We start from the raw sequence: 24,865 nt of genomic DNA, 5'->3' as shown, positions 1-24,865 counted from the left end.
AGGTTATAGATCGTCGGCCACGATGTTCTCGATATTGCGTTCCGCCAGAGCGGTAATGGTGACGAATGGATTGACGCTGGTGTTGCCCGGGATCAGCGAGCCGTCGATGACGTAGAGCCCCGAGTAGCCGGGGATCCGACCGTAGTTGTCGGTCGCCTCATTGATCACGCAACCGCCCAGCGGGTGATAGGTGAAGTCGTCGCCCCAGGTCTTGTAGACGCCGAAGAGGTCGGTCCGGTAGATCGTCCCCTCCTTCTTGTTGATCTTGTCGAAGATGCGCTTGGCGGCATCGATCGCGTACTGGTTCTGCGAGGTCTGCCAGCTCAGACCGACCTTGCCGGTACCGGAGTCGAAGGTGAACTGGCCGCGTTGGGGGTTCTTGGTGATCGCCAGGTACAGGCTGACGTAGGTCTCCAGCCCCGCGGGGAAGGGCGCGACCTCGGCGAAGGCCGGGCCGCCCGCATCGGCCCAGTTGTCGATACCCAGGCACGGCATGCTGGATTGCAGTACGCCGGTGCCGTCCCACATGTGATTGGCGCGGCCCACCATCACATTGCCGTTGTTGCCCCACTTCTTGCCGACGGCATCGGGCAGGTCCGGCAGTTTGCCCTGCGCCTTCATGGCCACCAGCAGCTTCGAGGTGCCGATACTGCCCGCCGCGAAGAACACCTTCTGCGCCACAACGGCTTTGGTCGCCACCGTGGCACCGCTGGTATTGATCTCGTGCATTTCCACCCGATAGCCGCCCTCCGTGGGCGATACGGCGGTGACGGTGTGCATGGGCGTGATACGCACCTTGCCGGTCCCGGTGGCCGCGGCCAGATACGTCTTGTCCAGCGACCGCTTGCCGTAGTTGTTGCCGTAGATGACCTCACCGGCCAGTGCCGACCGGGTGACCTGCCCGGCCTGTTCCTTCTTCATGTACTCGAAGTCGTAGACATTCGGCACGAAGGTCCAGCCGAAGCCGGAGCGTTCCGCGTGTTTGCGCCCCACGCGCGCGAATTGGTAGCACTCCGCGCTCTCGAACCAGGTCTGGTCGAGATTGTTCACGCCGAGACCGGCATTCGCGCGCGGGTAGTAGACGTTGTACATCTCATCGGCGTTCACCGAGGGCAGGATGGCCGCGAAGTTCTCCCGCTTGGGCGTCACCGCCATACCGCCGTTGACGAGCGAGCCACCGCCGACGCCCCGGCCCTGGTAGACGCGAACCCCGCTGAACTGCTCGGAATCCAGGACGCCCGTGTACCTTTCGATGTCCTTGTTGTAGCTGCTGCCCGCGAAGTAGCCGACCGGCTGATCGGTGCGGTCGCGCAGCCAGTAGGACCGCCCATCGGGTTTCAGCACGGGGCAGAAGATCCTGCCGTCGGAGCCGGGCGTCGTCCACGACATGCCCATTTCCACCACGGTCACCTGCACACCCGCCTGCGCGAGCCGCAGCGCGGCGACCGATCCCCCGTATCCGCTACCTATGACGAGCGCGGGAATCTTCTCCCCATCAGCCAGCGGTGCCGCGGTGGCCCGCGCCATGGATCTCCCCGCCAGCGCGGCGGCAACGGTGAAACCCGTTGCCGCTAGGAAACCGCGCCTGCTCACCCCCCGCCCGGACCGACTTCCAACAGGAATTTCATGGGTGCGAACAGGCAAGGCAGGCTCCTCATCGAGTCTTGATTGGAACCTGTTATAGAGGTGTGAAACGCGACCGCGCGGAACTTTACGGACAAGCCGGAAAACTTTCGATCTCGGACCGAAAGGAGAAGTGTGAACAGAATGTTCACCGCTGGGCACGCCCTCGACGCCGAGGTTTTCGACGTCATCGGCCGCATGCTCCCACCTCCGCGCCGGTTCGGGTGCGCGAGACAGTCGGCGATCCCGGCGTTTGCCGCCTGGTGTCTGGAATCGGGCGGATACTTGGCTCAACGGCCGGGGCGCGACGGCGCCCGCTTCACGAAAACTGGAGGCCCTTCACCCACGACGCCGAAAGGTAGGAATCATGGCGGGAAATCCCCTCGGTCTTTCGCTCGAGCAAGCCGCGCAGGAGTTCGTCGACGCGACCTCCGAACCGCCTTTCCTGTACCAGCTTCCCCCGGACGAGGGCCGCAAAGCGGTCGACGGCGTGCAGGACAGTCCGATCTTCAAGCCGGAGATCGACGAGGAATGGATCACCGTCGAGGGCGGACCCACCGGCTCGGTCCCGGTGCGCATCGTCAAACCGGCCGGCGCCGCGGGACCGCTGCCCGTCATTCTCTACACGCACGGCGCGGGCTGGGTCTTCGGTGACGCGCACACCCACGATCGGCTCGTACGCGACCTCGCCATCGGCGCGAATGCCGCGGTGGTGTTCCCCGAGTACGACCGCTCGCCGGAGGCGCGCTACCCCGTGGCGAACGAACAGTCCTACCGGGTCGCCCAGTGGGTCACCACCGACGGCGGCACGAAGGGCCTGGATTCCTCGCGCATCGCCATCGCGGGCGATTCGGTCGGCGGCAATATGGCCATCGCGTTGACGCTGATGGCGAAGGAGCGCGGCGACGTGTCCTTCCTTCAGCAGGTGCTGTTCTATCCGGTGACCGACGCGAACTTCGACACCGGCTCGTACCGGGACTTCGCCGAGGGATACTTCCTGACCCGCGACGGCATGCAGTGGTTCTGGGATCAATACACCACCAGCGAACAGGACAGGGCGCAGATCACCGCGTCACCCCTGCGCGCGACGACCGAGCAGCTCACCGGGCTCCCGCCCGCGCTGGTCATCACCGCCGAAGCCGATGTGCTGCGCGACGAGGGTGAGGCCTTCGCGAGCAACCTGCGCCGCGCGGGCGTGCCCGTGACGCAGACCCGCTACGGCGGGATCGTGCACGACTTCGTGATGGTCAACTCCCTGCACGACACCCAGGCGGCCAAGGCGGCGGTCGCCCAGGCCGTCGCGGCGCTGACGGCGGCGCTGCACGGCTGAGTCGCGGCGTCCGCGAGCAGGGCAACACGCCGCGGCCCGGTGCTACTCGGCCGAGGCGGCTCAACGATCGGGGAGATAGTCGCCGAACTCGTCCAGGAATTCCGGTACCGGGTCGACGCCGACGCTGTGGTGGACGAGGCGGCCGTCGACGAACAGGCCCAGCGTGGGGAAGGCCCGGACCCCGTACCGCTCGGCCAACTCGGGCTGCTCTTCCACGTTCACCGTGACGACGACGAGCCGATCGGCGAGTTCGTCGGCGAGTTGGCGCAGCGTCGGTTCGGCGCGGCGGCACGGGGCGCACCAAGGGGCGGAGAAGAGGACGACCACCGGCTTGCCGGAGTCGAGCACGGTCGAGGGGAAGGCTTCGGGCGATACGGGGTTCATAACCTTCATCGTTTTCTCCTCGACGCTGCGCTCAGCTGTTGAATTGCCGAGGGATAACCGGGCAAACGTGCCATTCCCGGCGCATTGACCGACCGACGGTCGGTCGGTACCGTCGAATGCAGGGAGGTGCACCGTGCGACAGGTGAAGAAACCCGAGGTCCGCAAGGCCGAGATCGTCGACGCGGCCGTCCGCAGTTTCGTGGAGCGGGGCTACGACCAGACCACCGTCGAATCCATCACCGGCGGACTCGGCGTCGCGAAAGGCTGCTTCTACCACTACTTCGGCTCCAAGGAGCAGGTGTTCGCCGCCGCGATCGAATCCATCGCGCAGCGGCTGTGCGCGACGTATCTCGCTATCCTGCAAAATGATTCACGATCCCCCAGCGCACGGCTGGTGAGCTACATCGACCACGGTTACGCACTCACCGAACGCGACAAGGCGCCCGGCCTGCTGGCCGCGCTGCACGGAGATCGCTTCCGGGACATGCACCACCGGATCGTCGATCGGGTGGGAGACGAGTTGCGCCCCGCCTTGTGCGCCTTGGTGTCGGCAGGCGCGGCACAGGGCGAATTCCGTATTCGCGACTCGGAATTCACCGCGATCGCACTGCTCGGCGCGCTGCGGGAACTGCACGAGGTCTACGCCGAGCGCCCGGACCTGGACCTGCGCGTGCATCGCGCCACCCTTGTCGATCTCCTCGAGCGCATGCTCGGCACGACGCTGCCCCATTCCGAACTCTCCCATTCCGATCGAGACGCGGAGGAACGATGAAAACCCTTGCGGTCACTTTTGATTCGTCGGGCATCGAATGCGCGGGGATGTTGTACACCGAGACGGAAGCCGTCGGCCTACCCTGCGTCATCCTGTGTCCGGGTTTCAGCGGCACCCAGGACACCCCATCCGTCGTCGCGGCTGCCCAAGCCTTCGCGGCCGCGGGCATGGCGGCGTTGACCTTCGACTACCGCCGCTTCGGCGCGAGCGCGGGCCAACCACGGCAGGTCGCCGACATCCGGGAACAGCTGGCCGACATTCGCGCGGCGATCCGCTTCGCGCGCGAGCATCCGCTGGTCGACCCCGGCCGAATCATCCTGTGGGGCACCTCCCTCGGCGGCGGCCACGTCGTGACGGTCGCCGCAGACGACGACCGAATCGCGGCGGTAGTGGCGCAGGTACCGTTCAACGGTTTTCCACGCCGAGCCGAAGGGCGTTCCACCAGAGCGACTCTCGCGCTGTTGCGCGTGATGGTCGCCGACTGGCTGCGCGGCGTCTTCGGTCTGGCGCCGCACTACATTCCCGCCGTCGGCCGCCCCGGCGAGCTCGCCGTCATGACCGGGCCGCAGGCGCAGGCCACCATCGACGCGATGGACAGCGGCACCTGGCGCAACAGCGTGGCGCCACGGGCGCTGCTCCAGATGATGCGCTACAAGCCCGACGACCACGCGCCTCGGCTGCGCATGCCGCTGCTCGTCTGCATCGGGGAGCGCGATCGGGAGACCCTCGCCGAGGACACCATCGAACTCGCGGAACGCGCACCCCGCGGCGAGCTGCGCACCTACCCCTTCAGCCACTTCGAGATCTACCGGCCGGACAACCGCGACAAGGTCACCGCCGACCAGATCGACTTCCTGCACCGGGTCGTTCCCGGAGTGTGACACAGGTGTTCCATACAGTGTAAGAATCACCTAATGTGACGACGGACAACAGTCCGTCGAAAGGGAGTGCACGTGTCGGTCGCCGCCGCGGTCAAGAAGCAGGTTCAGGAACTCGGCGGGGGATTCATGTTCTCCCGGGAGACCAAGGAATTCGGACACAGCACCGGAATCGACGGGTTCTTCGGCCCGTACACCCGCGGCAGGGGCGGCGTGCTCGGCGACGTGGACTCCGACGTGGTCACCGCGGCCTTCGGCTTCTTCCCCGCCCATTCCATCCGCAAGGCCTGGGAGTCGGTGCCGATGCCCGCCGCCAAGGCCGCCGACGGCTACCTCGCCGCCTGTCAGGACTTCGGCCGCCGCAAGCTCGCCGATTTCGACCAGGCCGAACGCCTCGCGCAATTGCTGGAAGTCGTTGTCGCCGCGGCCGATCCGGCCGGCCTGCCGCTCTTCGCGGGCTGGCGAGCGCTGCCGCTGCCTGCCGACGCGCCCGCGCGAGTAGCCCAACTCGCGCACGTCCTGCGCGAACTCCGCGGCGGCCTGCACCTGCTCGCCGTGCGCGCCAGCGGCCTCACCCCGCTCCAAGCCGTCCTGATCTCCGGCTCCCCCTTCAACGACGGCCCCGGCCAGGCCCGCCGGTACGGCTGGCCCGAACCCTTCGAAGAGATCACCCCCACCATCCAGGACCGCTGGCAGCGAGCCGAAGCCCTCACCGACACCCTCATCGCTCCAGCCTTCGCCGTCCTCGACACCTCCGCGGGCACCGAACTCACCAGCTTGGTCACCGCCGCTCACGCGACAGTTTTCGCCCGCTAGCAGCCGTTCGCCCGCGCCTCACGCGGGCGTATCAGCCGTGCAGTCCGCGCGGGAGCGGCGACCGAGCACGCTCGGCCGTCTCCTCGCGCGATCTTCCCGAGAACCGGCCGCGTCATGGATACCGCGACGATGCCCACGGTCCAGATTTCGAACGCGCACCGTACCCGACCGGACGCCGGCTCGGCGGAGGCCGGCGTGATCAGCCGCCGATGTCAGGGGCTGCCCGACGGCTGTTCAGGGTCAGCCCCCTGCTGCTTCTCACCTGACTTCGAGTCCGGATCGACCTTGTCCGCGCGCTCCCACTGCTTGTCCAACTCGGTTCGCGAATCCGCCGCCTCGCTGTGATGCAGCTGCGCTTGCTGGGCAAGCTGCTCGGCTTGCGCCGCCTTGGCCTCGCCTTCCGCCTTTGCCGCCCGGCTCTTCGCGGCAGTCTCCTCCGCCCGCGCCTCCCGCTGAGCGACCTCGATTTCCCGTTCTGCCGCTCGGTCGCGAAGACCCTGAGCCTCGACCCGCTGGTGTTCGCGCCGCTTGCGCATCAACACCCAGACGCCGGCCAGCAAGATGACCACAGCGGCGACGACAATGATCACGATCAGAATGGTGGTGCTCATCTTTCGACTCCTCGCACCCTCCCCCCTTTACCCTAACGCCACTCGATTACCCCTGAGCTGCGAAAATGCACCGGCCGTGATCGACCGAACGGGCTCCCGAAACATGGTCATTTGTCGGGCAGTTCTTTCGGCGTCCCTTCTTCCGCGGTGATGATCTTGATCACCGCGGCAACAATCGGGCCATCGGGATCGCTGAGAAACGGCAACGAACTCCGGTCTTTCAGCAAGGAGCCAAGAGTGAAATCGACCAGTTCGGCACCGACCTGCTCGGCAGATCTACGCCCTTCCGGCTCGAACCACGTCCACGCCCATTGCGCGGCACCGAAGATGAGCAGGGTCCGGATACTTCCGTCGACAGGCCGGAACTCACCCGAGGCAATGCCCGACTCGAGCGTGCTGCGCATCATTCCGATGTAGCGCCGTCGCAGCTGGCGCCCCTCGGAAGTCTCGTCCTGTCGGGTGAACCGCGCGACCTCGCGCTGGAACGCGACAGTCCGATTTCGGTCGAGTACCTGATAGAGGATGGACGCGTGCAACACCCCGGCCATCCGCTCGGTCGGCGTCGGGAACTCCGAGATGATGCGCTCGGCGTCATCGATCCGCTGCTGCACATAGGAAGCATGCAGCACTTCCAGCAACCGCGCCTTCGTGCCGTAATGGTGCACGATCAAACCCTGCGAGATACCCAACTCGCTCGCGACTCCACTGAAGCTGGTCCCGTAGCCCTTCTCGGCAACATGGCGCGTGAAGGTATCGAGAATCGCACCCGACTTGCCCGGCTCAGCCGCACGCTTACCCACCGATACCACCCCTTCTCGTCCAAATTTTCCCGCACACTCTAGCGCCCAGGTGACTACCCAACCAGGCGTTGACTGAGTGCGCAGTCAGTATTAGCATTATGCCCCGAGTCACTGCGGTGCGCTCGCCGTATCAATCATTCATCTACCTTCGAGCAATCAACAATGCGCCTATCCAATCGACGCGACCACACGGTCACCAGCCGCAGCGGGTGGTTACCCCGCCCCACGAGCCCTCGCTCCCGGACGGTCACCATCGACCGCCTCACGGCCCCTGAGCCCGAGCAGACAACCTCGGCGAAGTTCACCACCTGGCCGTATCCGGCCTGCCCGAAGCGTCGGCCCGCGAGGGAGGACACGTGAGCCCAATGGACCCGGGTATGGAGGCGACACCGGAGGATCCCTCGACGGATGCAGGATCTCTGCTGTCGCCGGATCAACTCTTGGCCGCGATCGGTGGTCGACTCGCTGAGCCGTTGCCGCTGGTCGCGTGGGCGAGAGAACTGGGCGATCTACACGCCGCCCTGATTTCAGCGGTGGTGAATCCCCTGCGGCGTCCCCCCGACCTCACCGAGGCGGCCCTCCATGCGGATATCGCGAAGGTCATCGACAAGATCAACTCTTGGGCGGTGTTCTACGTCCGCCACAGCCGGTGCGCCCGCCGCCACACGCACTCCTTCGGTGAGGTGATCAGTCATGTCGCAAAGACCTACGCCGAGGCGTGGTGGACGGTGCTGCACGCCGACTGCGAGGAGCTTCGGCACTCGGCGTGGGTCCATCTCGGCGAGGTCCGTGAAGGCTACGAGCACCTCATCGGCGAAATCCGGGCCGGCCGCGTCCAGCTCCCGCTGGGATGGCGAGGCATCGGGCATACCCGACAAAATGACAGCTCTTCCACCGAACAGGAAACCGACGGGGGACCAGGAGCCCCAAGGCACGAAGTAACATCCCGGCCCGGCTGGGAACAAGCCCAATGAGCCGTCCCGCGAAGGGACTTCTGGGACAATCTCCGCATGGCCGAAGCGCGCGGCAAGGTCGACGACATCCCACTGCGGATGCCACACTCCGCGGCGGTCGCCGGCATCGTCTTCGCCGTGCTTTTCGCAACCGCCATCGTCCTGGTGCGGACCGCGCTGCCGGATACACCCCCTGCCGCGTCCCCTCGGGTAGTAGACGACGGGAGGATCAGGGCAGCGTTCATTATCGTGCCTTTCGCGAGCATCGCGTTTCTGTGGTTCATCGGCGTTGTCCGTAGTCTTCTCGGAAAGCTCGAGGACCGGTTCTTCTCGACGGTGTCCCTGGGCAGCGGGCTACTCTTTCTAGCCCTCACGTCCGTCTCGACGGCAGTTGCCGGAGGCATCCTGGCCACCTCGCAACGCTCGAATCTCGATGAGAACGGAATCATCTACTTCGGGCGTCAGGTGGTACTGGACATCAACCATATCTACGCGGTACGGATGGCGGCGGTCTTCATGATTTCCCTCGCCACGATCTGGCTGCGTACCCGGCTCATGCCGCGCTGGCTGCCACTCATCACCTACCCGCTCGCCCTGATATTGCTGCTCGTTCTCGACCTCAGCCTTTGGGCGGCGCTGGTCTTTCCCGCGTGGGTGCTGGTAGTCAGCGTGACGATCCTGGTAGCCAATCGACCGGAATCGCCCCCTGCGCTCGACGACATTCCGTGACAGCGCGGACATTCTTCGGATGGGTTGTCGTGCCTCGGCCCAGGAGCGACTTTCGAACACGAAGGTTCAGAGGAAAGCAGCGTCTTCAGTCGCGTGAAAAGGCCGCGGCCGCCGCGAGCTCCAGATCTTCGTACGGCTTTCCGCTCACGTCGGCGATGACCTGGCGCATGGTTCCGCCGGTGAGAGGGAACGGCGACGGGTAGCTGGCGGACACGGATTGACCGCTGTCGCGGCCGACGGAAACTCCTTCTCCCACACCGGAGAACACGCTGGGTTGGGTGCGCATGTCGTCGAGTGAGCCGACCGGCGTCTCATCGATGTACAGCACGGCCTCGCCGGTGGGCGTGAAATTGTCAGGGCGGGTTCCGTGGCGTTCGTAGCGGACGCCGAGAATATGGTCGCCGAGCGGTACCGGGCGATCGGAGACGATCATCTGTTCTTCCTCGCCGAGGAAGTTGTAGACGTAGTACAGGTGCTCGTCCTTCAGGTACAAGGTGTGCCCGCCGAGCCGCCCGCCGTGGGCGAACAGCACGCCCTCTGCGTCCGAGCTGGTGATCGTCGTCTCGGCGAGCACCGCGAACGACCGGCCCTGGATCTCCAGCGCCGCCCCCGGTCCCACCTCCGCGCTGTCCGGATAGTAGACGCACTGATTTCGCCCACTCGCATAGGTCGGGCGGTAGCGGCCCATGGCCGAGAGGATGTCGAGGTCGTTGAGCGGCATTCCGTTGTACTTCTCGGCCTCGGAGAACCACAGCGCTTTGAGCTCTTCCAGTTTCTCGGGATGAATGTCGGCGAGGTCGTGAACCTGGCTGCGGTCGTGTTCGAGGTCGAACAGTTCCCAGCGGTCCTGGTCGAAATGTCCCCAGCCGGAGGGGCATGCCGCGTGAATGGTGTCGGCGAACCACCCGCGATGCCAGATGCCGCGCGTGCCAAGCATCGAATAGAACTGGGTGTGCTTGCCGGTGTCGGCGTTCGCGTCGTCGAGCAGCGCGCGGAAACTGACCCCTTCCAAGGGACGTTGCGGCACATACTTCACCGTGTCCGGTGGTGTGATGCCGAGTAGGTCGTAGACGGTGGGGGTGACATCGCAGACGTTGACGTACTGATGGCGCGCCTCACCGCGGGCCGACATCCCGGCGGGCCAGGACACCATGCATGCGTCGGCGATGCCGCCTTCGTGCGAGGCATACCGCTTGTACAGCTTGTACGGGGTGTTGAATGCCATCGCCCAGCCGATGCTGCAGTGGTTGTAGGTGCTCGGCGAACCCAGTTCGTCGAGCTTGGCCAAACTGTCGTCGATCGTGTCGACGTAACCGTTGAAGAATTTCATCTCGTTGGGAGTGCCGTTCGGACCGCCTTCGCCGCTGGCGCCGTTGTCCGAGAGCGTGACGATGATCGTGTTGTCCAGTTGGCCGCTTTCCTCGAGGTAATCCAGCAGCCTGCCGATCTGCGCGTCGGTGTAGGAGAGGTAGCCGGCGAACACTTCCGCCTGGCGGCGGAACAGCCGTTTCTCGTCCTCCGACAACGAATCCCACGGTCGGACCGTGTCCTGCGCAGGCCACGGCTTGCCGTCGGCGCTGGTGACGTCCGCGTACGGGTTGACGGGCGAGAGCTCGGTGCCTTCCGGCAGCAGACCCATGCGTATCTGATTCTCCAGCACGATCTCGCGGTATTTCTCGTATCCCATGTCGAACCGGCCGCGGTATTTGTCGGCCCATTCCCGCGGCACGTGATGCGGCGCGTGCCCGGCGCCCGGGCACAGATACAGGAACCACGGCTTTCCGGACGCGATCACCTTCGAATCGCGGATGAACTCGATCGACTTGTCCGCCAGGTCTTTCGACAGGTGATACCCGTCCTCCGGTGTGTACGGCGGCGAGATCTGGTGATTGTCGTACACCAGAGACGGATACCACTGGTCGGTCTCCCCGCCCAGGAAACCGTAGAACCGCTCGAATCCACGCCCCAGCGGCCAATGTCGTTTCGACGCCGCCAGATTCTCCTCCTCCAGCGGCGTCATATGCCACTTGCCGACCGCGTACGTATTCCACCCGCGCTCGGACAACACCTCCGACAGCAACGCGGTATCGGCCGGTATCCGTCCGCACATGCTCGGAAACCCGTCGGTGAATTCCTCGACCGTCGCCATGCCGACCGAGGTCGCATTCCGGCCGGTCAGCAAGGAAGCCCGGGACGGGGAACACAACGCGGTGGTGTGGAACTGCGTGAACTGCACACCACGATCAGCGATGCGCTTCAGATTCGGCATCTCCACCAGACCGCCGTAGCAGTCCCAGGTGCCGATGCCGATGTCGTCCCACACCAGATACAGCACATTCGGCGCGTCTTTCGGCGCTGTCGGCTCCGCGAACGGGCCCCAGTCGGCCACCGAATCACGGATATCCAGCGCGACATGTCCCTCGAAGTCCCTGGCCATCATCCACCTCCAGAAGCGAGAACTCTTCGTTCGCCTTTGATCCTGTTGGCCGGACTCCGGACCCTCTGCCGCGCGCACCGATCGACGCGGTCGCAGTCTCGGGATGGGTGTCCCGACTCCGGCAATACCGCGGAGGAAGCGCCGAGCGTTCGAGGCGACATGCTCGGGCCGTCTCCGCGCGAACCAATGTTCGAATATTCGCTGATCAGCACGATGGGGATATCACTCGAGGATACCGGCAGGAAGGGGCCCGAATAAATGGTTGGCTCGGAATGTCCGCGTTTGCGGTGGTCGGCGGCGATCGCGTCGGAGTCTGGCTGATCGCGCCGCCCCACCACCCGCCGCGCGTCCGGTGCTGAGCTACCGCCCGCGCCACCGCTCACCGGGGGGGCTCCGGCCCCACAGCCACGGTTCCCAGCGACCGCTACCCGTTGGGCTGCTGAGGGGAGCCTTGGCTGAGCTGACCAGGATGGGCGCGGGCCGCGTCCGGGGTGGGCGTCAGACAGGTGTGATGTCCGAGATGAGCCATTCGTCGGCGACTTTCGTCATGACTACTCGCACCCGGCTCCCATCCAGGCGTGGTCCCTGGTACTTGGTGCTGGTGGTCTCCTGATTGAGGAACAGCAACAGTGTGACCTCGCCGGGGTCGGCCGTGACCACGGACGTTCCGACGACCTTCGCGCGGGTGATGATCGAATCACGGTGTGCCGCAGGCACGATGACGCTCGAGCTGAGCCGATCGAAATCCGTCCGGAATGTGCCGGTGAGATTGTCTGTGGCGGACGCGAATTCAGTGTCCATGGTATTGAAGTCATAGGACAGCACCCGAGGAATACGGGACTCCGCGGAATCCTTGGCCGCCTGCTCGGCCTCAGCCGTGGCGCGATGATCGGCCGCACTGCGTTCCAACAGTATCGTGGCTGTTCCCAAGGCGCCCACCAGGATTCCCAGTACGGCAAAGGTGGCGATCGTGGCGCGGCGGCTCAGGGTCGACAGCCACTGAAGCCACCCGCGCGGACTGCGCAGTACCGTCCTGACGGGCGTGGACTCCACAGTCGGAGCCGCGGTGTCGGACTCGGGTGCGTCGTCATCGCTGGAGCCGACGGCGCTGATGGTGTCGGTGATACCGGTGGTCATGCGACGAACTCCACGTTCGAGACGAGCCAACGGCCGTCGGAGTGGTCGAGGGTCATCTTCATGCGGTACACCCGCTGCTGCCCCTCGGGAGCTTCGGTGTTCTTGACCACGGAGGTGACCGCGGTCAGCACCGTGGCATGCGCGTCGTCGATCGCGACGATGCCGGATTCCTCTATCTCGCCGGTGGATTCGACCTGACCGCTCTGCAGCACCGAGGCAAAGTTGCCGGAGATCTTGTCCCACTGGTCGCGGAACGATCCGGTCGAATCGGCCGCGATCGTGTCGAGATTCTGCTTCGCCGAGGTGTGGTTGAGCGAGACCAACTGAACTGCTATTCGGCGAGCGGTGTCCGCGACGGCATGGTCGCGGTCGTCGTCGTGCTGGTGGCCGCGGACTTCGAGCCCGAGTTTCACACTCACCCCGCCCAGCGCCACCACCGTGACGGCGAGCGCGATGATCGCCCACGCTCGCCACCGCCGGCCCGGCGGATTCGGCGAATTCACCGGCTCGGTGCTGGATTCCACCTCGGATGGGGTCTCGACCTCATCTACTTGATCAGTAGTGATTGCCATCCCTGGTACTCCTTTCCTTGGGTGACGAAGTGGGCTGATTGCCCCAGGACGTAGGTGAGACCGTCGGGTCCACGGAACGTTCCGTCTCCTTCGGCGTAGGGGGCTGTCACCGCCGCCGCCGGTGCGTCCGGAGCCTCCAGCGGGGCCACGGCCGGAACCTGCGGCGGTGCCGCAGCCGGAGCGGGCGGGGCCGCGGCGGGAAGAGGTTCGCCGGGACGGGCCAGCATCTCCGGCCAGGTGGAGGGCAACCCGCCCGGGCAGTTCTCGACATCGGCGGTACGGATGGCCGGATCGGTAGCACACGGTGTGTTGCGGGCGCCGCGCGTGACCTTCGGGTTGTCCGGCGCGACCTTGCAGTAGTTGTCGCGCGCGACTTCCGCGGGGCTGGTATCGGACGGGTCGCGGCGCTGTGTGGCTTGATACCCCTCGGTGCACGGCGGCGTGTTGAGTGTGTTGCCCAGTTTGACATCCAGCGCCGCCGCCGGCGCGCGTACATCGTCGTCGGTCTGAAATCCGGCGCCCACGACGCTGTAGACCGTCGCGGTCGCGAGGGCTGGATAGACGACGAGAATCTGGCGCAGTTGCGGCACATTGACCCGAAGTACCTGACCGACGGTCTGCAGATCCGCCAGCAGCACCGGCAGTGGTGTGGTCAGGTCGGCGAGTGTGCCCGTGACGGTGTCGGCGGCGAGCGGCCCCTGATCCAGTATGTCGCGAACCTGGGCATCGTTGCGGACGAGCTGTTCGGTGAAGGATGCGAGATCGTGTGTCGCGGAGGTGATCTCGGTGCGCACCGAATTCCCGGTCCGCAGCAACGGCTCCGCGTCGTCGAGTAGCGCGATGGTCGGGCCGATATCGGCTTGCGCGAGATCGAGCAACTCGGCCGAGGACTCGATCAGCGATGCCAGCGCAGGCCCGGTGCCATAGACCGCCTGGTAGGTCTCGTCGAGCGCGATTCGTAAGGAATCGGTGGATACGCTGCGCAGCAACGTCTGTGTCTTGTCGAGCACCTGCCCCGTCGGAATCGGCACGGTGGTATTCGTGCGGGGTATTACCGCTCGATCCTCGAGATAGGGACCATGGTCCTCGGACGGAACGAGATCCACGTACTGCTCGCCGATGGCCGACATGCTCTTGATAGCGGCCCCGGCGCTCGCCGGGATATTCCGGCCGTGCCGCAACTGCATCCGGACCAGGACGGTTCCGGAGTCCAGGTCCACACCGGTGACCCGGCCGACCTCGACACCGCGGTAGGTCACGACCGCGGACTCGTAGATCCCACCCGCGTCGGCGAACTCAGCTGTCACCGTATAGGTTCCGAGCCCGGTGACACGCTGGATGCTCACGTAGTGGATCAAGCCATAGACCAGGCTGGCCACCGCGAGAATCGCGAAGACGATCAGCTGGCCCCTGACCAATCGGGTTGTCATCACCGTCCCCCGTTCTGGTCGCCGGTACCGGGTGCGGGCTGGGTCGGCGCGACCAACGGATCCACCGCATGGTTCGACATCGGCACCAGGTCCTCGAGCGGAATGCTGCCGATGATCTTCTTGTCGATAGCCTCCACACTGAGGTCGAGGGTGAGGAACAGGTTGACATAGTCGCCCTTGATGGCTTTGTCGGCAACGGTGACCGGGAACGGGAAGGTCAGGCCGACGAGCAGCGCGCCGGTCAAATCCGAACCGGCGGCGGCGAGTTGGGTCAACGCAGGCTCCAGACTGTGCAGGTCGGCGGTGAGGTCGTCCCGGCTGGTCCGCAGCACCTGTGCGGCCTGGTCGCCGAAGTTGCCGACGCTGTCGAGCATGGTGACGAGTTGTGCCTTCTGATCATCGAGAATGGCCAGCGCCGGCTGGATCTGTTCGATGCCGGTACGGAGGGTGTCCTTCTGGTCGGCGAGTTCCCGGGCGAAGGCGTCGAGACTGTCGATCGCGCGCACGATGTTGTCGCGTTGGATATCGAGCCCGTTGACGAATGTCGCGAGTCGGCCGAAGGACTCGTTGATGGCGCCTTCACGACCGCCGAACGCACCGTTCAGCTCGGTCATGATCGTCCGGATCTGTTGCAGCCCACTGCCGTTGAGAACCAGCGACAGCGCGGCGAGAACCTCTTCGGTCGCGGGATATTCCGAACTCGCGTCGAGTGGAATCACATCGCCCTCGCGTAGTTGCCGACTCGTCGTGCCGTCCTTCGGGGTGGTCAGCTCGAGATACTGAGCGCCGAGCACACTGGTCTGCGCCAGTTGGGCTTTCACATCGGCAGGTAGGTGGACGTTGTTGTCGATCTCGAGGGTGGCCACCGCGATGTTGTTGCGGACCGCGATCGAGGTGATCGTGCCGACGGTGACGTTATCGGCTTTGACGAACGAATTGCCGACCAAATTCTGGATGTCTCGCAGTTCCACCCGCACGGTGTAGGAGCCGTTGTGGATGGAGTTGCCCGGCAGCGGAATCGAATTGGCTCCGTCGAACCGGCAGCCTGCGGACAGTAGCGCGCTGAGCAGCAGTACGCCGCAGGCACGCAGCGCTGTCGAGGGTTTCATCGTCCAGCTCCTGGAATGAGGATCTCGGTGAGCCCGGGAATGGCTGGCAGACCGGGAATACCGGGAGCCGCCGCCGGTGCGGGACCGGACGCCGAACCGCCCATTGCCGCACGCGCGGCGGCGCCGAAGAGGTCGCCGAAATGTGCGCTGGCGCGCGAGCATTCCTCCTGTGGCGCATCGACAGTGGTGAGCAGCGCGCAGATCAGCGACATGGGGTCGGGGAAGTCCGGAAGTGCGACGTTGCCGGTCAGCGAGTTCGATTGGGGGTCGTAGATGTTGTAGAGGTTGTCCACTACGGTCGGCGCGAGATGCAGGATCTGGGCGAGGTCGTCCACACGGTTGACCAGCAGCGAGGTGATGCGCGTGAGCGATTCGACGTCCTCGTTGAGCGCGTCGCGGTTGTCGGCGACGAAGCTGCGGATCTCCGGCAGCATCGCCTGCATCGACTGCAATGCCGCGTCGATCTGAGTGCGGTTGTCGTTCAACAGATTCGACACACCGGCAAGCTGGCTGACGAACATCCGAACCTGACCGTCATTGGCCGCGAGCGCGGACACGACGGCTTGCAGGTTGCGCACCGTCCCGAACAGATCGGGACCGCCCTCGGCAAGGGTCTGCATCGCCTGCGACAGGTTCATCAAGGTGTTGTTGAGGGTTGCGCCGTTGCCGCCCAGGGCTTTCGCCGTGGCATCGGTGAACCGGGTCAACGTGCCGGTGGGGTCGCCACCCTTGGGGCCGAGCTGGTCGGCGAGGTCGGAGACCTGCCGCTTGATCTGGTCGTATTCGACGGGTACCGCGGTGTCTTCGAGTGGAATCACCGCGCCGTCGCGAAGTTCCGGCTCGGTCCCGCGCTTCGGCATGAGCTGGATGTAGCGGCCCGACACCAGCGTCGGTGCAACGATCACCGCGCGGGTGTCGGCGCTGACCGGATGCGACGAGTCGAAGTGCATGGCGATACGGACGCGGTCGCCGATCGGTGTGATGTCGTCGATTTCGCCGACCGGAACGCCGCGGATCGTCACCCGGTCACCGGGATAGATACCGACCGAGTTGGTGAAATACGCGGTAATCCGCACCGTGGAGGCCCGGGTGATCCACGCTGTGGCGCAGGCAGCGATGATCGCCAGGGCGATCAGGACGGCGAGAATCCGTCCGGGCAAGGGTACGCGGGACAGGCCCGCGCGCAACGCTGTCATCGGTGACCGTCTCCTCCAGGGCTTCCCGGCTGTTGTCCGTTGAGATTCGCGGGCGTGATGTTGTGCAGCAGTGCCCCGAAGAACGGCCCGCTGGCAACCGCCTCACCGAGCTGGGTGATGTAGGGCCGCAACCCGAGGATGGCGGCGTTCAGGTTGTCGTAGTTGGTGTTGAGCAGCTCCAGGACTCGATCCACCTCGGCAAGCATCGGAGCGATAGTGTCCCTGTTGTCCCGGACCAGTCCGTGCAGTTCGTCGCTGATTGCACGGACATTGACCAGCAGGGTCCGGATCATTGCGGCGCGGTCGTTGAGCGCGGCGAACAGGGATCCGCCGTCGGTCATCAGCGCGGTGAGGTTCTGGTTGCGTTCGGCGAGAACGCCGGTGACCGAGTTGGCGTGGGCCAGCAGATCCCGCAAGGCACCGTCACGGGACGCGATGGTGGCCGACAGCCGCGAGACGCCATCCAAGGACGAGCGCAGATTGTCCGGGAGAGTATCGAGCACTCTCGACACACTGTCGACCGCCTCGGCGAGTTGCTTCTTGTCGGTGCCCGCCAACCGGCTGGTCAACTGATTCAGTGATTCGGTGATGTCGTAGCCGGAGGTGGTGTGGTCCAACGGAATCCGGTCACCGATGGCACCGTCCCCGTCCGGTCGCAGCTCCACGAACCGGCGCCCGAGCGCGGTTTCGACCTTGATCGCCGCAGTGGTTCGCCTGCCGAGGGTTTGTCCGTGCGTGTCGACCCTCATCGCGATGTCGACGTGGTCGTCGGTCAGCGTGATGCTTTCGATCTTGCCGACTTCGATACCCGAAATCTGCACGGCATCACCAGCCTTCAATCCGCTGGCATCCGCGAATTCGGCCACTATCGACTTCCCGCCCGGCCATCCCGGGATGCTCTCGTAGTTGAACACCAAGACGAGCAGCGCAAGGATCACACCGGTTCCGATGAGACACATACGGACGGGGTTGCGTTCCGAGAACGGTTTCATGGCTGTAGTCACCTGCACCTTTCGGCGGGCGCGGTGAACATCGGTGTGTCCTGATGTCCGCCGCCGATGGCCGGGTAGCGAATCGCGAGTCCGCAGACGAACCAGTTCACGAAACTTCCGTAACTACCGACTCGGGTAATCAGCGGGAACGTCGTGGGCAGTTTGGACAACAGCAGCGACAGTGTGTCCGAATCCGTGTTGAGATTGCCTGCCAACTGCTGCAGCTGGGTGATGTCACCGGCAATCGCGGGCCGGTTGTCCGCGAGAATCTGCGCGACCTCGGCCGTGCCCGCGTCGATCCGCTCCAGGCCCGCAACAAGGGTGGCGCGGTCGTTGTCGAGGCCGCTGACCAGCGACTGCAGGTTGACGACCAGGTGGTCGAATTGATCACCGGTCTGGTGGACCGCGCCCAGCGCGGTATCGAGGTTCGCAATGGTCTCGCCGATGACCTGGTCGCGGTCTGCCAGCGAATTGCTCAGTGTGCCGATCTGTTCCACCAGTGCGGCGATGTTCTGTTCCTGGCCGTTGAGCACGGCGATCAGCGATGCGGACAATTTGTTGGCCTGGTCCGGGTCGAGGCCTTGCAGCAGGGGTTTGAACCCGTTGACGAGGCTGTCGATGTCGAGGGCAGGTGTGGTTTGCGTCGCCGGAATCGGATCGTGCTCGGATCGGATACCGGAACCGTCCGGCTCGACGGTGACCTCGAGGTAGCGGTCGCCGATGAGGTTCTTGTATTTGATGGCGACGGTGGAACTCTGGAGCACATCGACGTCACGGGAGACGGTGAACGCGACCTCGATCAGCTTGTCGTGCGCGAATCCCACCGACTTCACCTCGCCGACCGGGACACCGGCGAGCTTCACGTCGTCACCGGGCTTCATACCCGAGGCCGAGGTGAACAGCGCGCGGTAGCTGCGTGTGGGGACGAAACGCAGGTCACCGACGACCACGACGAGCACGGCGGTGATGATCGAGGTGACCGTCAGGAAGATCACGAGCTTGATTCCGGAGTGGCGGGCGTTCATCGGGTGAGTCCGTAGATCAGGGCGGCGAAGGGGTTGCCGATCAGGTCTTCAGGTGTCCGTACCGGACCGTAAGCCGTGGTGCCGGTGTTGAAGTCGGTGTGGCCGGGGGGTGTGCTGCCGGGTCCATACGGGTATCCGAAGCAGCTGGGCGGATGGTCGGCACCGTTCACGGGGAGGTCTTTCGGGTAGGTGTACGGCGGGTCGCCCATCAGGATCGTGCCGAGAGCGTTCAGGCCGGGCCTGCCGCCGCCGAATGCCCGCTCGAGATACTTTCGGGATTGGTTGAGGGCGGACAGGAAACACGGGAACGATGGCGACTGCTCCGCGAGCATCCGGGTGGTCGGTTCCAGTGCCTCGACGGCACCGATGAACGGCGTGGCCGAGGAGTCCACGAACTTCTCGCCGGTATTGCCGAAGGTGGTGAAGGAGAGCAAGAACGCGCTCAAGCTCGCCTGCTTCTCGACAATGGTGTTGCTGGTAGTCGACAGATTCCGCATCGTGGTCATGAAATCGGGTGTGGCCTCGGCGAAGGTATCGAGGTTGTCGGCGAGCAACGGAACATCGCGCTGTAACACCGGGATCGAGTCGTTGAACTGTCCGAGGTACCGGTCCAGGGCGACCATCAGGTCACCGAAGCGGCCACCGTGTCCGTCCAGTGCGGTGCTCAGCGCGGTCAGGGTGGCGTTCACCTTTTGCGGCTCAACGGTTTCCAGCACTGTCAGCAGCGCCTGGAAGACGTCGTTGATCTCGACGGTCACCTTCGAGCCGTCGATCACCGCGCCGGCCGACAGGTTTGCCGAGACTGGTTGCTCGGGCAACATCAGCGTGACGAACTTGCGCCCGAACAGTGTGGTCGGCGTGATTTCGGCGCCGACATTGGCCGGAATCCGTTGCGCCATATCAGGATTCAGATCGAGGGTCAGCTTGGCCCGCTCGTTGTCGAGATCGACCGCGCTGACCCTTCCGATGACGACGCCGTGCACCTTGACGTCCGACCCCGGCGCCATCAACAACCCGGCCCGGTCGGCATACATATAGACGCGCGTGCTCGCGACGAACGTCCCGCTACAGGACGCGACGGCCCCGGACACGGCGAGAACGAACGCGGCCAGCGCGCTGAGGCCGAGCAGAAATGCGCGACGACGGGAGACCTCGGGCTTCATCCGGACACCCGCACGGTGGAGTGGATACCGCCGTAGACGGCGATGCCGATGATCAGGTCGATGATCATGATCGAGATGAGCGAAGTGCGCACCGCGCGACCGACGGCGACACCGACGCCGGCGGGCCCGCCGGAGGCGTGATAGCCGTGATAGCAGTGCACGGACATGATGACCACCGAGAACGCCACCACCTTGACCAGCGACCACAGCACGTCGCTCGGCACGAGGAAGATGTTGAAGTAGTGCGTGTAGGTGCCCTGGGATTGATCGGAGAGCACAATGCTCACGAATTCGGTGGAGGCATATCCCATGAACAGCGCGATGCCGTACAGCGGCACGATCGCGATCAGCCCGGCCAGAATTCGGGTGGTCACCAGGTACGGAACGGAAGGTACCGACATCACCTCGAGCGCGTCGATTTCCTCGCTGACCCGCATCGCCCCGAGCTGTGCGGTGAACCCGGCGCCGACCGTCGCGGTGAGCGCGACACCGGCCACTACGGGAATCGCTTCGCGGGTGTTGAAGAAGGCGGAGATGAAGCCCGACATCGCCTCCATTCCGACCCGGCCCAGTGAGTCACTCCCCTGCTGACCGACCTCGTATCCTGCTGCGGCGGTGAGGAATCCGACGATCACGACGGTGCCGCCGATCACCGCGAGCGCGCCGGCGCCCAAGCTGACCTCGGCGACCAGGCGGAGGAGTTCGCGACGGTAGCGACGGAGCGCACGCGGAATCCAGCCGATGCCGTGCAGATGAAACGAGAGCTGATCGCCGAGTCCGACGACGCCCTGCACCGGGCTCGCCGCGGCCTTGGCGGCTTTGCGTCCCCATGATTTCCGGCGTAGCGCCTCCGCGACACCGTATTCGCTAGTGGTGGTCATATCGTTGATCCGTTCAGTGCAGCGACAGGGTGGTGATCACGGAGTTGGCGAGGAACAGCAGAACGAAGCTGAAGACGACGGTCTGGTTCACCGCGTCGCCGACGCCCTTCGGGCCGCCCTTCGCATTCAGCCCCAGATGACAGGCGACCAGTGCGGCAAGCAGACCGAACACACCGGCCTTGAGCTCGCTGATCAACAGGTCGGGAATTCCGGTGAGGATCGGGATCGCGGTGATGAACTGCCCCGGAGTCGCACCCTGCAGGAACACCGCGTAGAGGTATCCGCCGGTGAGGCCGACCGCGGTCACCAAGCCGTTCAGGAAGAGCGCGACCACCGTCGAAGCGAGCACCCGCGGCACGGCCAGCCGCTGCAGCGGGTCGATGCCGAGCACTCGCATCGCGTCGATCTCCTCGCGGATGGTGCGCGAACCCAGATCGGCGCAGATCGCCGTGGCACCGCACCCCGCGACCACCAGCACCGTCGCCACCGGGCCGATCTCGCGGATGACGGCCAAGCCCGCGCCTGCGCCGGACAGGTCGATGGCGCCGACCTCGTTGAGCAGCACATTGATCTGGAAGATCACCATGACGCAGAACGGAATCGCGATCAGCAGGGTGGGCACGATCGAGACGCTCGCGATGAACCACGCCTGGTCGATGAATTCGCGCAGCTGGAAGGGGCGGCGCGGGACCATCCGCAAGGTGTCCAGTGTGGTGCCGTAGAACTGCCCCACCGCCCGCGGGGCGATCTTCGCTTTCGCCAGCATCGCGTCCCAGCGCGTCTGCGATGACGTCTCAACGGATGCAGAGCTGTTCACTGTCATCGAGCCTTTCCGCTCGAACTGTGGGTCAATCGACCGACAGTTTCATGTGCTATTCATTGAATTCGGCCTGCGGAGCGGCCCCGCCTCCGATGATCGAAATCTCATCCGGCGTCGCCTGCCCGGGCGTGTGGGATGTCGGTCCGCATAACCCATCTCGGCCTTCGCCCCACACGGCCGCTCGTTCGGTGCGCGGCACGCCTGGGCTGTGTCGAAATCCCATCCGGCGCCTCCGCGGCCCACGGATGCATCCGGCCGGACTTCGACACAGGGCCAAGCCGGTGCCCTACTGGGCGAATGGGGGTTTCGAGCCCACGATCATGTGTGCATCTACCGAGTCGTGTCGAGCTCGCCGACCTGTTCCCGCAAGAACGGCACAACGAACTGCGCGACCTTCTCCGGCTGCTCGAGCCAGGCCCAGTGGCCGACGCCGGGCAGCATCTCGATGCGGGCACGGGGAAAGGTGTTCGATTGCAGGCGAGCCTGTTCGGCCGGGATGTAGACATCAGCGGCGCCCCACACGACCAGTGCCGGCAGATCCAGTTCCCGCAACGGGCCACTGAGCGCCTCGATCGTCGCGGTATCGGTGGAGCGGTAGAGCCGGAGCACCGCACGTTTGGTTCCCCACGGCAGCGCGTGCTCGGTGATCCGGTCGAGCCAGGCGCTCGGCAATCCGGGGTTGTCATGGGCCAGCACCGCTCGCAGGACCCTCCGTGTCGCCGCGAATTGCACGAGTTCGCCGAGGATCGGCAGCCGCCACAGGCGGGCAAGCCGGTGCCAGCGGTAGTTGGTGAGTACGCCGGTGTTGATCAGCGTGACGCTGGCGACCCGTTCCGGATGATCGGCCGCCCAGGTCAGCGCCCACGGGCCCCCGAAGTCGTGCGCGACCAGGTGCGCCCGCCGAACGCCGAGCCGATCGAGGATTCCACCGAGGTGCGCCGCGTAGCCGTGCACGGTGTAGTCCTGGTCAGCGCGTCGTTCCGCACCACCGAAGCCGGGCATATCCGGAGCGATGACCCGCGCGAAGGTCGCGACTTGCGTCAGAAGCGGCATCCAGTCCGAGCCGGCGTCCGGATTTCCGTGCACGAACACCACCGCTTCGTCGGCGCCGTCCGGGCCACCGACCAGCACGGGTGAGCGCACATCGCCGACGACGAGTTGCCGCTGCTCGAGCATCGTGGCATCGGTCATCGGCCGACTGGCCACGGGTCGGTCGCGATCAGGTGGGTGCTCTCCAGCGCTGCCGCTCGGTGGATGTGGGCCTGCTCCTGGTAGTCCTGGCTGGTCACCATGGTGACGAACGCGGCACGTGAGGGGTACCGGACGATGACGATCGCGTCCCACCACGCCTTGTCGACGCTGCCGGCTACGACGTGGCTTGCGTCGCCTGCATACAGAACAGCGGCGTCGACGGCATCGAGATGGGGCTGGACGGCCTCGACGTAGCGTTGGTAGTCGGCCGCACCGTCGTTCTCGTTGAACTTCAACAGGTTGATCATCACGACCGGGTCGCTGTTGCCGGCGGCGGCCGACATGAGGGTTGCGGTCTGGGCTACGTTCGGTTCGATGGCGCTCATCACTCAGACCTCCCCGCTGCTCAGATCGCGCGAGTAGTAGACGTCGAGTCGTTGCAGGGACTGCATGATCGCTCTCCTCATCGAGTGCTCTGCGGGGCCGAGCGGCCCGCTGCCGAGCAACGGTAGGAGACGCAGGTCACATTCTCTCGGCGCCGGGCGACAACGTTCGCCTCGCCCGTTGTGCTCGCGTCACAGTTCGTCGGGACGGGGACGCGCGAGGCCGAGTCGAGCGGGGAGCATCGCCAGCGCGACCTGAACGTCCAAGAAGTCGGTGGCGACGCTGCGCCCGAGCAGTGCCTCGGCTTGGTGGACTCGGTAGCTGACCGTGTTGGGATGAACCGTGAGCCGCTCGGCAGCGCGACTGCGGCTGCGGTTTTCGTCGAGGTACACCGACAGCGTCATCGCCAGCCGGAAGGTGGCCTCGTCGTCGGCGGCCAGCGGCCCGAGCACCCGGGTGATGAACGACAGTGCGTGATCGCGGTCGGCGGTGCCGAGCGCCGCAACGGCGACGCTGCGGTAGCGCGTGACCGCAGCCCCGCGCGGCCCCACCAGCGACGCGACCCGCCGTGCGTGGCCTGCTTCGAAGTGCGTGCGGCGAAAGCCCTCCAGGCCTCGGCCCGCCTCGCCCACCGCAATCCTGACGCCGGGCAGCACACCCGGCACTCGGCTACCACGGCCCACAGCATCGAGGGTGTCGGAGGCGAAGGCGTCCCTGCGGCTCATCCAGCCCGCGACGGCAAGCGAGCCAAGGGAATGGATGAGGGTGGTCTCGGCACCGAGCGTGTTGGCGAGCGCCGCGAGAGCATCGCCCAGAACTGCCTGGTTTTCGCCGCTGTCGGAAGCCTGCTCGACCCAGGCGATGGCCCCGATGTGGTGCCGATTCACCTCGTAGCGCAGTCGTTTCGATGCCCGCTGTTCATTGCGCTCGCGGTCGGCCAGAATCTCCTCGACCGCGGCCGCGCGGACGGCGGCGGCGCTGCGCAGCCAGGCGTCGCGCTCGACCTCATACGCTCTGTCGGCTCGGACCATTGCCTCATCGACGTAGGCGAACAGCCACCCCGTGGCCAGATCCAGCGCTACCGCCTGATCGGCTGCGTCCGACGCTTTGTCGACAATGTGGGTGAGCATCCACTGCCACACCCGTTCCTGAGCCAGCCGGTAGAGCCGCATCAAATCCGCGAGCGCGACCTGTCGATGCACCGCCGACCGTGCGATGGCCAGGGTCGACGGCGGTAGCTCGACCCCACGAGGGTCGCCGGCGAGTTCGATGATCTGGGCGAGCTGCCGCAGGCTCGCCTCCGTGCTGACCAGGTTCTCCTGGACGTTCTGCTGATCTGCGAACAGCTCCGGCAACTCGATCTGCATCCGGGCGACCGCCCGTTGCGCGAGTTCACCGGCGGACGCACGCATCTGCGCCGCCATCGGCCGCAATATCTCCCGCCAGACACGCTGCGCAGACGGCTCACGCGCCGGCGGCCATTCGACCTCCATGACGGCCGAATATAGTCACCGTTGTCGCGCGACGACAATCAGCCGCGATCACGATGGCACACAAACGCCACAGAGCCCGCCGACGGCGAGCTTCACGGTAGGTCCGCGGCGCGATCTGGAATCCGTGCGCCGGGAGCGG

24 protein-coding genes and 1 other annotated feature (1 of these 25 running past the window's edge) are annotated in these 24,865 nt (G+C 65.4%); of the genes, 6 read left to right on the top strand and 18 right to left on the bottom strand.

Translation table 11 applies throughout. From position 1 onward, the window contains the following. Positions 1–3: 3 nt before the first annotated feature. Positions 4–1,527 carry a GMC oxidoreductase gene (locus tag NL1_RS07635; RefSeq protein WP_156094722.1) on the bottom strand — a complete coding sequence of 508 codons (1,524 nt, stop codon included), beginning with the start codon at positions 1,525–1,527 and terminating at the stop codon, positions 4–6. A 463-nt stretch (positions 1,528–1,990) separates the two neighbouring features. Here NL1_RS07635 and NL1_RS07630 point away from each other — a divergent pair, with 463 nt between their 5' ends. Further along, a complete protein-coding gene (locus NL1_RS07630) occupies positions 1,991–2,953 on the top strand; it encodes an alpha/beta hydrolase (RefSeq protein WP_067835779.1) in 963 nt (320 codons plus the stop codon). A 60-nt stretch (positions 2,954–3,013) separates the two neighbouring features. Here NL1_RS07630 and NL1_RS07625 read toward each other — a convergent pair whose 3' ends face one another. Beyond that, entirely contained in the window at positions 3,014–3,346 is a 333-nt protein-coding gene (locus tag NL1_RS07625) for a thioredoxin family protein (protein ID WP_067835776.1), read from the bottom strand. A gap of 124 nt (positions 3,347–3,470) precedes the next feature. On the opposite strand from NL1_RS07625, the gene NL1_RS07620 reads away from it, so the two are divergent. From NL1_RS07620 to NL1_RS07610, 3 genes are all read left to right on the top strand, one after another. Further along, entirely contained in the window at positions 3,471–4,109 is a 639-nt protein-coding gene (locus NL1_RS07620; RefSeq protein ID WP_067835774.1) for a TetR/AcrR family transcriptional regulator, read from the top strand. Beyond that, complete coding sequence (locus NL1_RS07615; protein WP_067835772.1) at positions 4,106–4,990, top strand: alpha/beta hydrolase; 885 nt, start codon at positions 4,106–4,108, stop codon at positions 4,988–4,990. The genes NL1_RS07620 and NL1_RS07615 overlap by 4 nt, the downstream gene beginning before the upstream one ends. A gap of 72 nt (positions 4,991–5,062) precedes the next feature. Then, complete coding sequence (locus NL1_RS07610) at positions 5,063–5,803, top strand: SCO6745 family protein (protein WP_067835896.1); 741 nt, start codon at positions 5,063–5,065, stop codon at positions 5,801–5,803. Between the two features lie 212 nt (positions 5,804–6,015). Here the strand turns inward: NL1_RS07610 and NL1_RS07605 are convergent, their stop codons facing one another. Both NL1_RS07605 and NL1_RS07600 read right to left on the bottom strand, forming a co-directional pair. After that, on the bottom strand, positions 6,016–6,414 hold the full coding sequence (locus NL1_RS07605; RefSeq protein ID WP_067835770.1) for a hypothetical protein: 399 nt from the start codon (positions 6,412–6,414) through the stop codon (positions 6,016–6,018). 107 nt (positions 6,415–6,521) lie between these two features. Next, positions 6,522–7,214, bottom strand: coding sequence for a TetR/AcrR family transcriptional regulator (locus NL1_RS07600; protein ID WP_067835894.1), 693 nt, complete (start codon positions 7,212–7,214; stop codon positions 6,522–6,524). Between the two features lie 377 nt (positions 7,215–7,591). Between NL1_RS07600 and NL1_RS07595 the strand changes: the two genes are divergently transcribed. Both NL1_RS07595 and NL1_RS07590 read left to right on the top strand, forming a co-directional pair. Next, positions 7,592–8,188 carry a hypothetical protein gene (locus NL1_RS07595; protein ID WP_156094721.1) on the top strand — a complete coding sequence of 199 codons (597 nt, stop codon included), beginning with the start codon at positions 7,592–7,594 and terminating at the stop codon, positions 8,186–8,188. A gap of 36 nt (positions 8,189–8,224) precedes the next feature. Next, entirely contained in the window at positions 8,225–8,896 is a 672-nt protein-coding gene (locus NL1_RS07590) for a hypothetical protein (RefSeq protein ID WP_067835768.1), read from the top strand. Between the two features lie 85 nt (positions 8,897–8,981). On the opposite strand, the gene NL1_RS07585 is transcribed toward NL1_RS07590, so the two are convergent. The 14 genes from NL1_RS07585 to NL1_RS07520 all read right to left on the bottom strand — a co-directional run bounded on the left by NL1_RS07585 (position 8,982) and on the right by NL1_RS07520 (position 24,726). Next, positions 8,982–11,333 (bottom strand): arylsulfatase, encoded by a 2,352-nt coding sequence (locus NL1_RS07585; protein WP_067835892.1) that lies wholly within the window; start codon positions 11,331–11,333, stop codon positions 8,982–8,984. Positions 11,334–11,831: 498 nt separating this feature from the next. Beyond that, on the bottom strand, positions 11,832–12,386 hold the full coding sequence (locus NL1_RS07580) for a hypothetical protein (protein ID WP_156094720.1): 555 nt from the start codon (positions 12,384–12,386) through the stop codon (positions 11,832–11,834). An 80-nt stretch (positions 12,387–12,466) separates the two neighbouring features. Further along, a complete protein-coding gene (locus NL1_RS07575; RefSeq protein ID WP_067835888.1) occupies positions 12,467–13,042 on the bottom strand; it encodes an Rv1363c family protein in 576 nt (191 codons plus the stop codon). Continuing rightward, the gene (locus NL1_RS07570; protein WP_067835767.1) at positions 13,018–14,472 is read right to left on the bottom strand and encodes an MCE family protein; all 1,455 of its coding nucleotides are present in this window, start codon (positions 14,470–14,472) and stop codon (positions 13,018–13,020) included. The genes NL1_RS07575 and NL1_RS07570 overlap by 25 nt, the downstream gene beginning before the upstream one ends. Further along, positions 14,472–15,581 carry an MCE family protein gene (locus tag NL1_RS07565; RefSeq protein ID WP_067835766.1) on the bottom strand — a complete coding sequence of 370 codons (1,110 nt, stop codon included), beginning with the start codon at positions 15,579–15,581 and terminating at the stop codon, positions 14,472–14,474. Before NL1_RS07565 ends, NL1_RS07570 begins: the two co-directional genes overlap by 1 nt. Further along, on the bottom strand, positions 15,578–16,777 hold the full coding sequence (locus tag NL1_RS07560) for an MCE family protein (protein WP_067835765.1): 1,200 nt from the start codon (positions 16,775–16,777) through the stop codon (positions 15,578–15,580). The genes NL1_RS07565 and NL1_RS07560 overlap by 4 nt, the downstream gene beginning before the upstream one ends. Then, positions 16,774–17,769 (bottom strand): MCE family protein, encoded by a 996-nt coding sequence (locus NL1_RS07555; RefSeq protein WP_067835764.1) that lies wholly within the window; start codon positions 17,767–17,769, stop codon positions 16,774–16,776. The genes NL1_RS07560 and NL1_RS07555 overlap by 4 nt, the downstream gene beginning before the upstream one ends. 8 nt (positions 17,770–17,777) lie before the next feature. Then, positions 17,778–18,794, bottom strand: a complete 1,017-nt coding sequence (locus NL1_RS07550) for an MCE family protein (protein ID WP_067835763.1) — start codon at positions 18,792–18,794, stop codon at positions 17,778–17,780. Beyond that, a complete protein-coding gene (locus NL1_RS07545) occupies positions 18,791–19,957 on the bottom strand; it encodes an MCE family protein (RefSeq protein ID WP_067835761.1) in 1,167 nt (388 codons plus the stop codon). Before NL1_RS07545 ends, NL1_RS07550 begins: the two co-directional genes overlap by 4 nt. Beyond that, positions 19,954–20,838 (bottom strand): ABC transporter permease, encoded by an 885-nt coding sequence (locus NL1_RS07540; protein WP_084510372.1) that lies wholly within the window; start codon positions 20,836–20,838, stop codon positions 19,954–19,956. Before NL1_RS07540 ends, NL1_RS07545 begins: the two co-directional genes overlap by 4 nt. A 13-nt stretch (positions 20,839–20,851) precedes the next feature. Continuing rightward, positions 20,852–21,604: an MlaE family ABC transporter permease gene (locus NL1_RS07535; RefSeq protein WP_156094726.1), complete on the bottom strand. Its 753-nt coding sequence runs from the start codon at positions 21,602–21,604 to the stop codon at positions 20,852–20,854. Between the two features lie 384 nt (positions 21,605–21,988). Continuing rightward, positions 21,989–22,849, bottom strand: coding sequence for an alpha/beta fold hydrolase (locus tag NL1_RS07530; protein WP_067835758.1), 861 nt, complete (start codon positions 22,847–22,849; stop codon positions 21,989–21,991). Further along, positions 22,846–23,235: a DUF1330 domain-containing protein gene (locus tag NL1_RS07525; RefSeq protein WP_067835884.1), complete on the bottom strand. Its 390-nt coding sequence runs from the start codon at positions 23,233–23,235 to the stop codon at positions 22,846–22,848. The genes NL1_RS07530 and NL1_RS07525 overlap by 4 nt, the downstream gene beginning before the upstream one ends. Before the next feature lie 189 nt (positions 23,236–23,424). Beyond that, positions 23,425–24,726, bottom strand: coding sequence for a PucR family transcriptional regulator (locus tag NL1_RS07520; RefSeq protein WP_067835756.1), 1,302 nt, complete (start codon positions 24,724–24,726; stop codon positions 23,425–23,427). Between the two features lie 106 nt (positions 24,727–24,832). After that, positions 24,833–24,865: a sequence feature (AL1L pseudoknot), on the bottom strand; it runs 95 nt beyond the window's last position.

The sequence above is a fragment of the Nocardia lijiangensis NBRC 108240 genome (assembly GCF_001613045.1).
GTDB lineage: Bacteria > Actinomycetota > Actinomycetes > Mycobacteriales > Mycobacteriaceae > Nocardia > Nocardia lijiangensis.
This window is presented reverse-complemented; position numbering and strand designations above follow the sequence as displayed.

Bases quoted from the DNA above. Each gene is read 5' to 3' on its own strand.
- NL1_RS07590 (WP_067835768.1), top strand. From the start codon at position 8,225: ATGGCCGAAGCGCGCGGCAAGGTCGACGACATCCCACTGCGGATGCCA.
- NL1_RS07545 (WP_067835761.1), bottom strand. From the start codon at position 19,957: ATGAAGCCCGAGGTCTCCCGTCGTCGCGCATTTCTGCTCGGCCTCAGC.
- NL1_RS07520 (WP_067835756.1), bottom strand. From the start codon at position 24,726: ATGGAGGTCGAATGGCCGCCGGCGCGTGAGCCGTCTGCGCAGCGTGTC.
- NL1_RS07530 (WP_067835758.1), bottom strand. From the start codon at position 22,849: ATGACCGATGCCACGATGCTCGAGCAGCGGCAACTCGTCGTCGGCGAT.
- NL1_RS07535 (WP_156094726.1), bottom strand. From the start codon at position 21,604: ATGCTGGCGAAAGCGAAGATCGCCCCGCGGGCGGTGGGGCAGTTCTAC.
- NL1_RS07565 (WP_067835766.1), bottom strand. From the start codon at position 15,581: ATGAAACCCTCGACAGCGCTGCGTGCCTGCGGCGTACTGCTGCTCAGC.
- NL1_RS07575 (WP_067835888.1), bottom strand. From the start codon at position 13,042: ATGGCAATCACTACTGATCAAGTAGATGAGGTCGAGACCCCATCCGAG.
- NL1_RS07555 (WP_067835764.1), bottom strand. From the start codon at position 17,769: ATGAAACCGTTCTCGGAACGCAACCCCGTCCGTATGTGTCTCATCGGA.
- NL1_RS07560 (WP_067835765.1), bottom strand. From the start codon at position 16,777: ATGACAGCGTTGCGCGCGGGCCTGTCCCGCGTACCCTTGCCCGGACGG.
- NL1_RS07605 (WP_067835770.1), bottom strand. From the start codon at position 6,414: ATGAGCACCACCATTCTGATCGTGATCATTGTCGTCGCCGCTGTGGTC.
- NL1_RS07525 (WP_067835884.1), bottom strand. From the start codon at position 23,235: ATGAGCGCCATCGAACCGAACGTAGCCCAGACCGCAACCCTCATGTCG.
- NL1_RS07635 (WP_156094722.1), bottom strand. From the start codon at position 1,527: ATGGCGCGGGCCACCGCGGCACCGCTGGCTGATGGGGAGAAGATTCCC.
- NL1_RS07540 (WP_084510372.1), bottom strand. From the start codon at position 20,838: ATGACCACCACTAGCGAATACGGTGTCGCGGAGGCGCTACGCCGGAAA.
- NL1_RS07550 (WP_067835763.1), bottom strand. From the start codon at position 18,794: ATGAACGCCCGCCACTCCGGAATCAAGCTCGTGATCTTCCTGACGGTC.
- NL1_RS07615 (WP_067835772.1), top strand. From the start codon at position 4,106: ATGAAAACCCTTGCGGTCACTTTTGATTCGTCGGGCATCGAATGCGCG.
- NL1_RS07585 (WP_067835892.1), bottom strand. From the start codon at position 11,333: ATGGCCAGGGACTTCGAGGGACATGTCGCGCTGGATATCCGTGATTCG.
- NL1_RS07630 (WP_067835779.1), top strand. From the start codon at position 1,991: ATGGCGGGAAATCCCCTCGGTCTTTCGCTCGAGCAAGCCGCGCAGGAG.
- NL1_RS07595 (WP_156094721.1), top strand. From the start codon at position 7,592: ATGGAGGCGACACCGGAGGATCCCTCGACGGATGCAGGATCTCTGCTG.
- NL1_RS07570 (WP_067835767.1), bottom strand. From the start codon at position 14,472: ATGACAACCCGATTGGTCAGGGGCCAGCTGATCGTCTTCGCGATTCTC.
- NL1_RS07625 (WP_067835776.1), bottom strand. From the start codon at position 3,346: ATGAAGGTTATGAACCCCGTATCGCCCGAAGCCTTCCCCTCGACCGTG.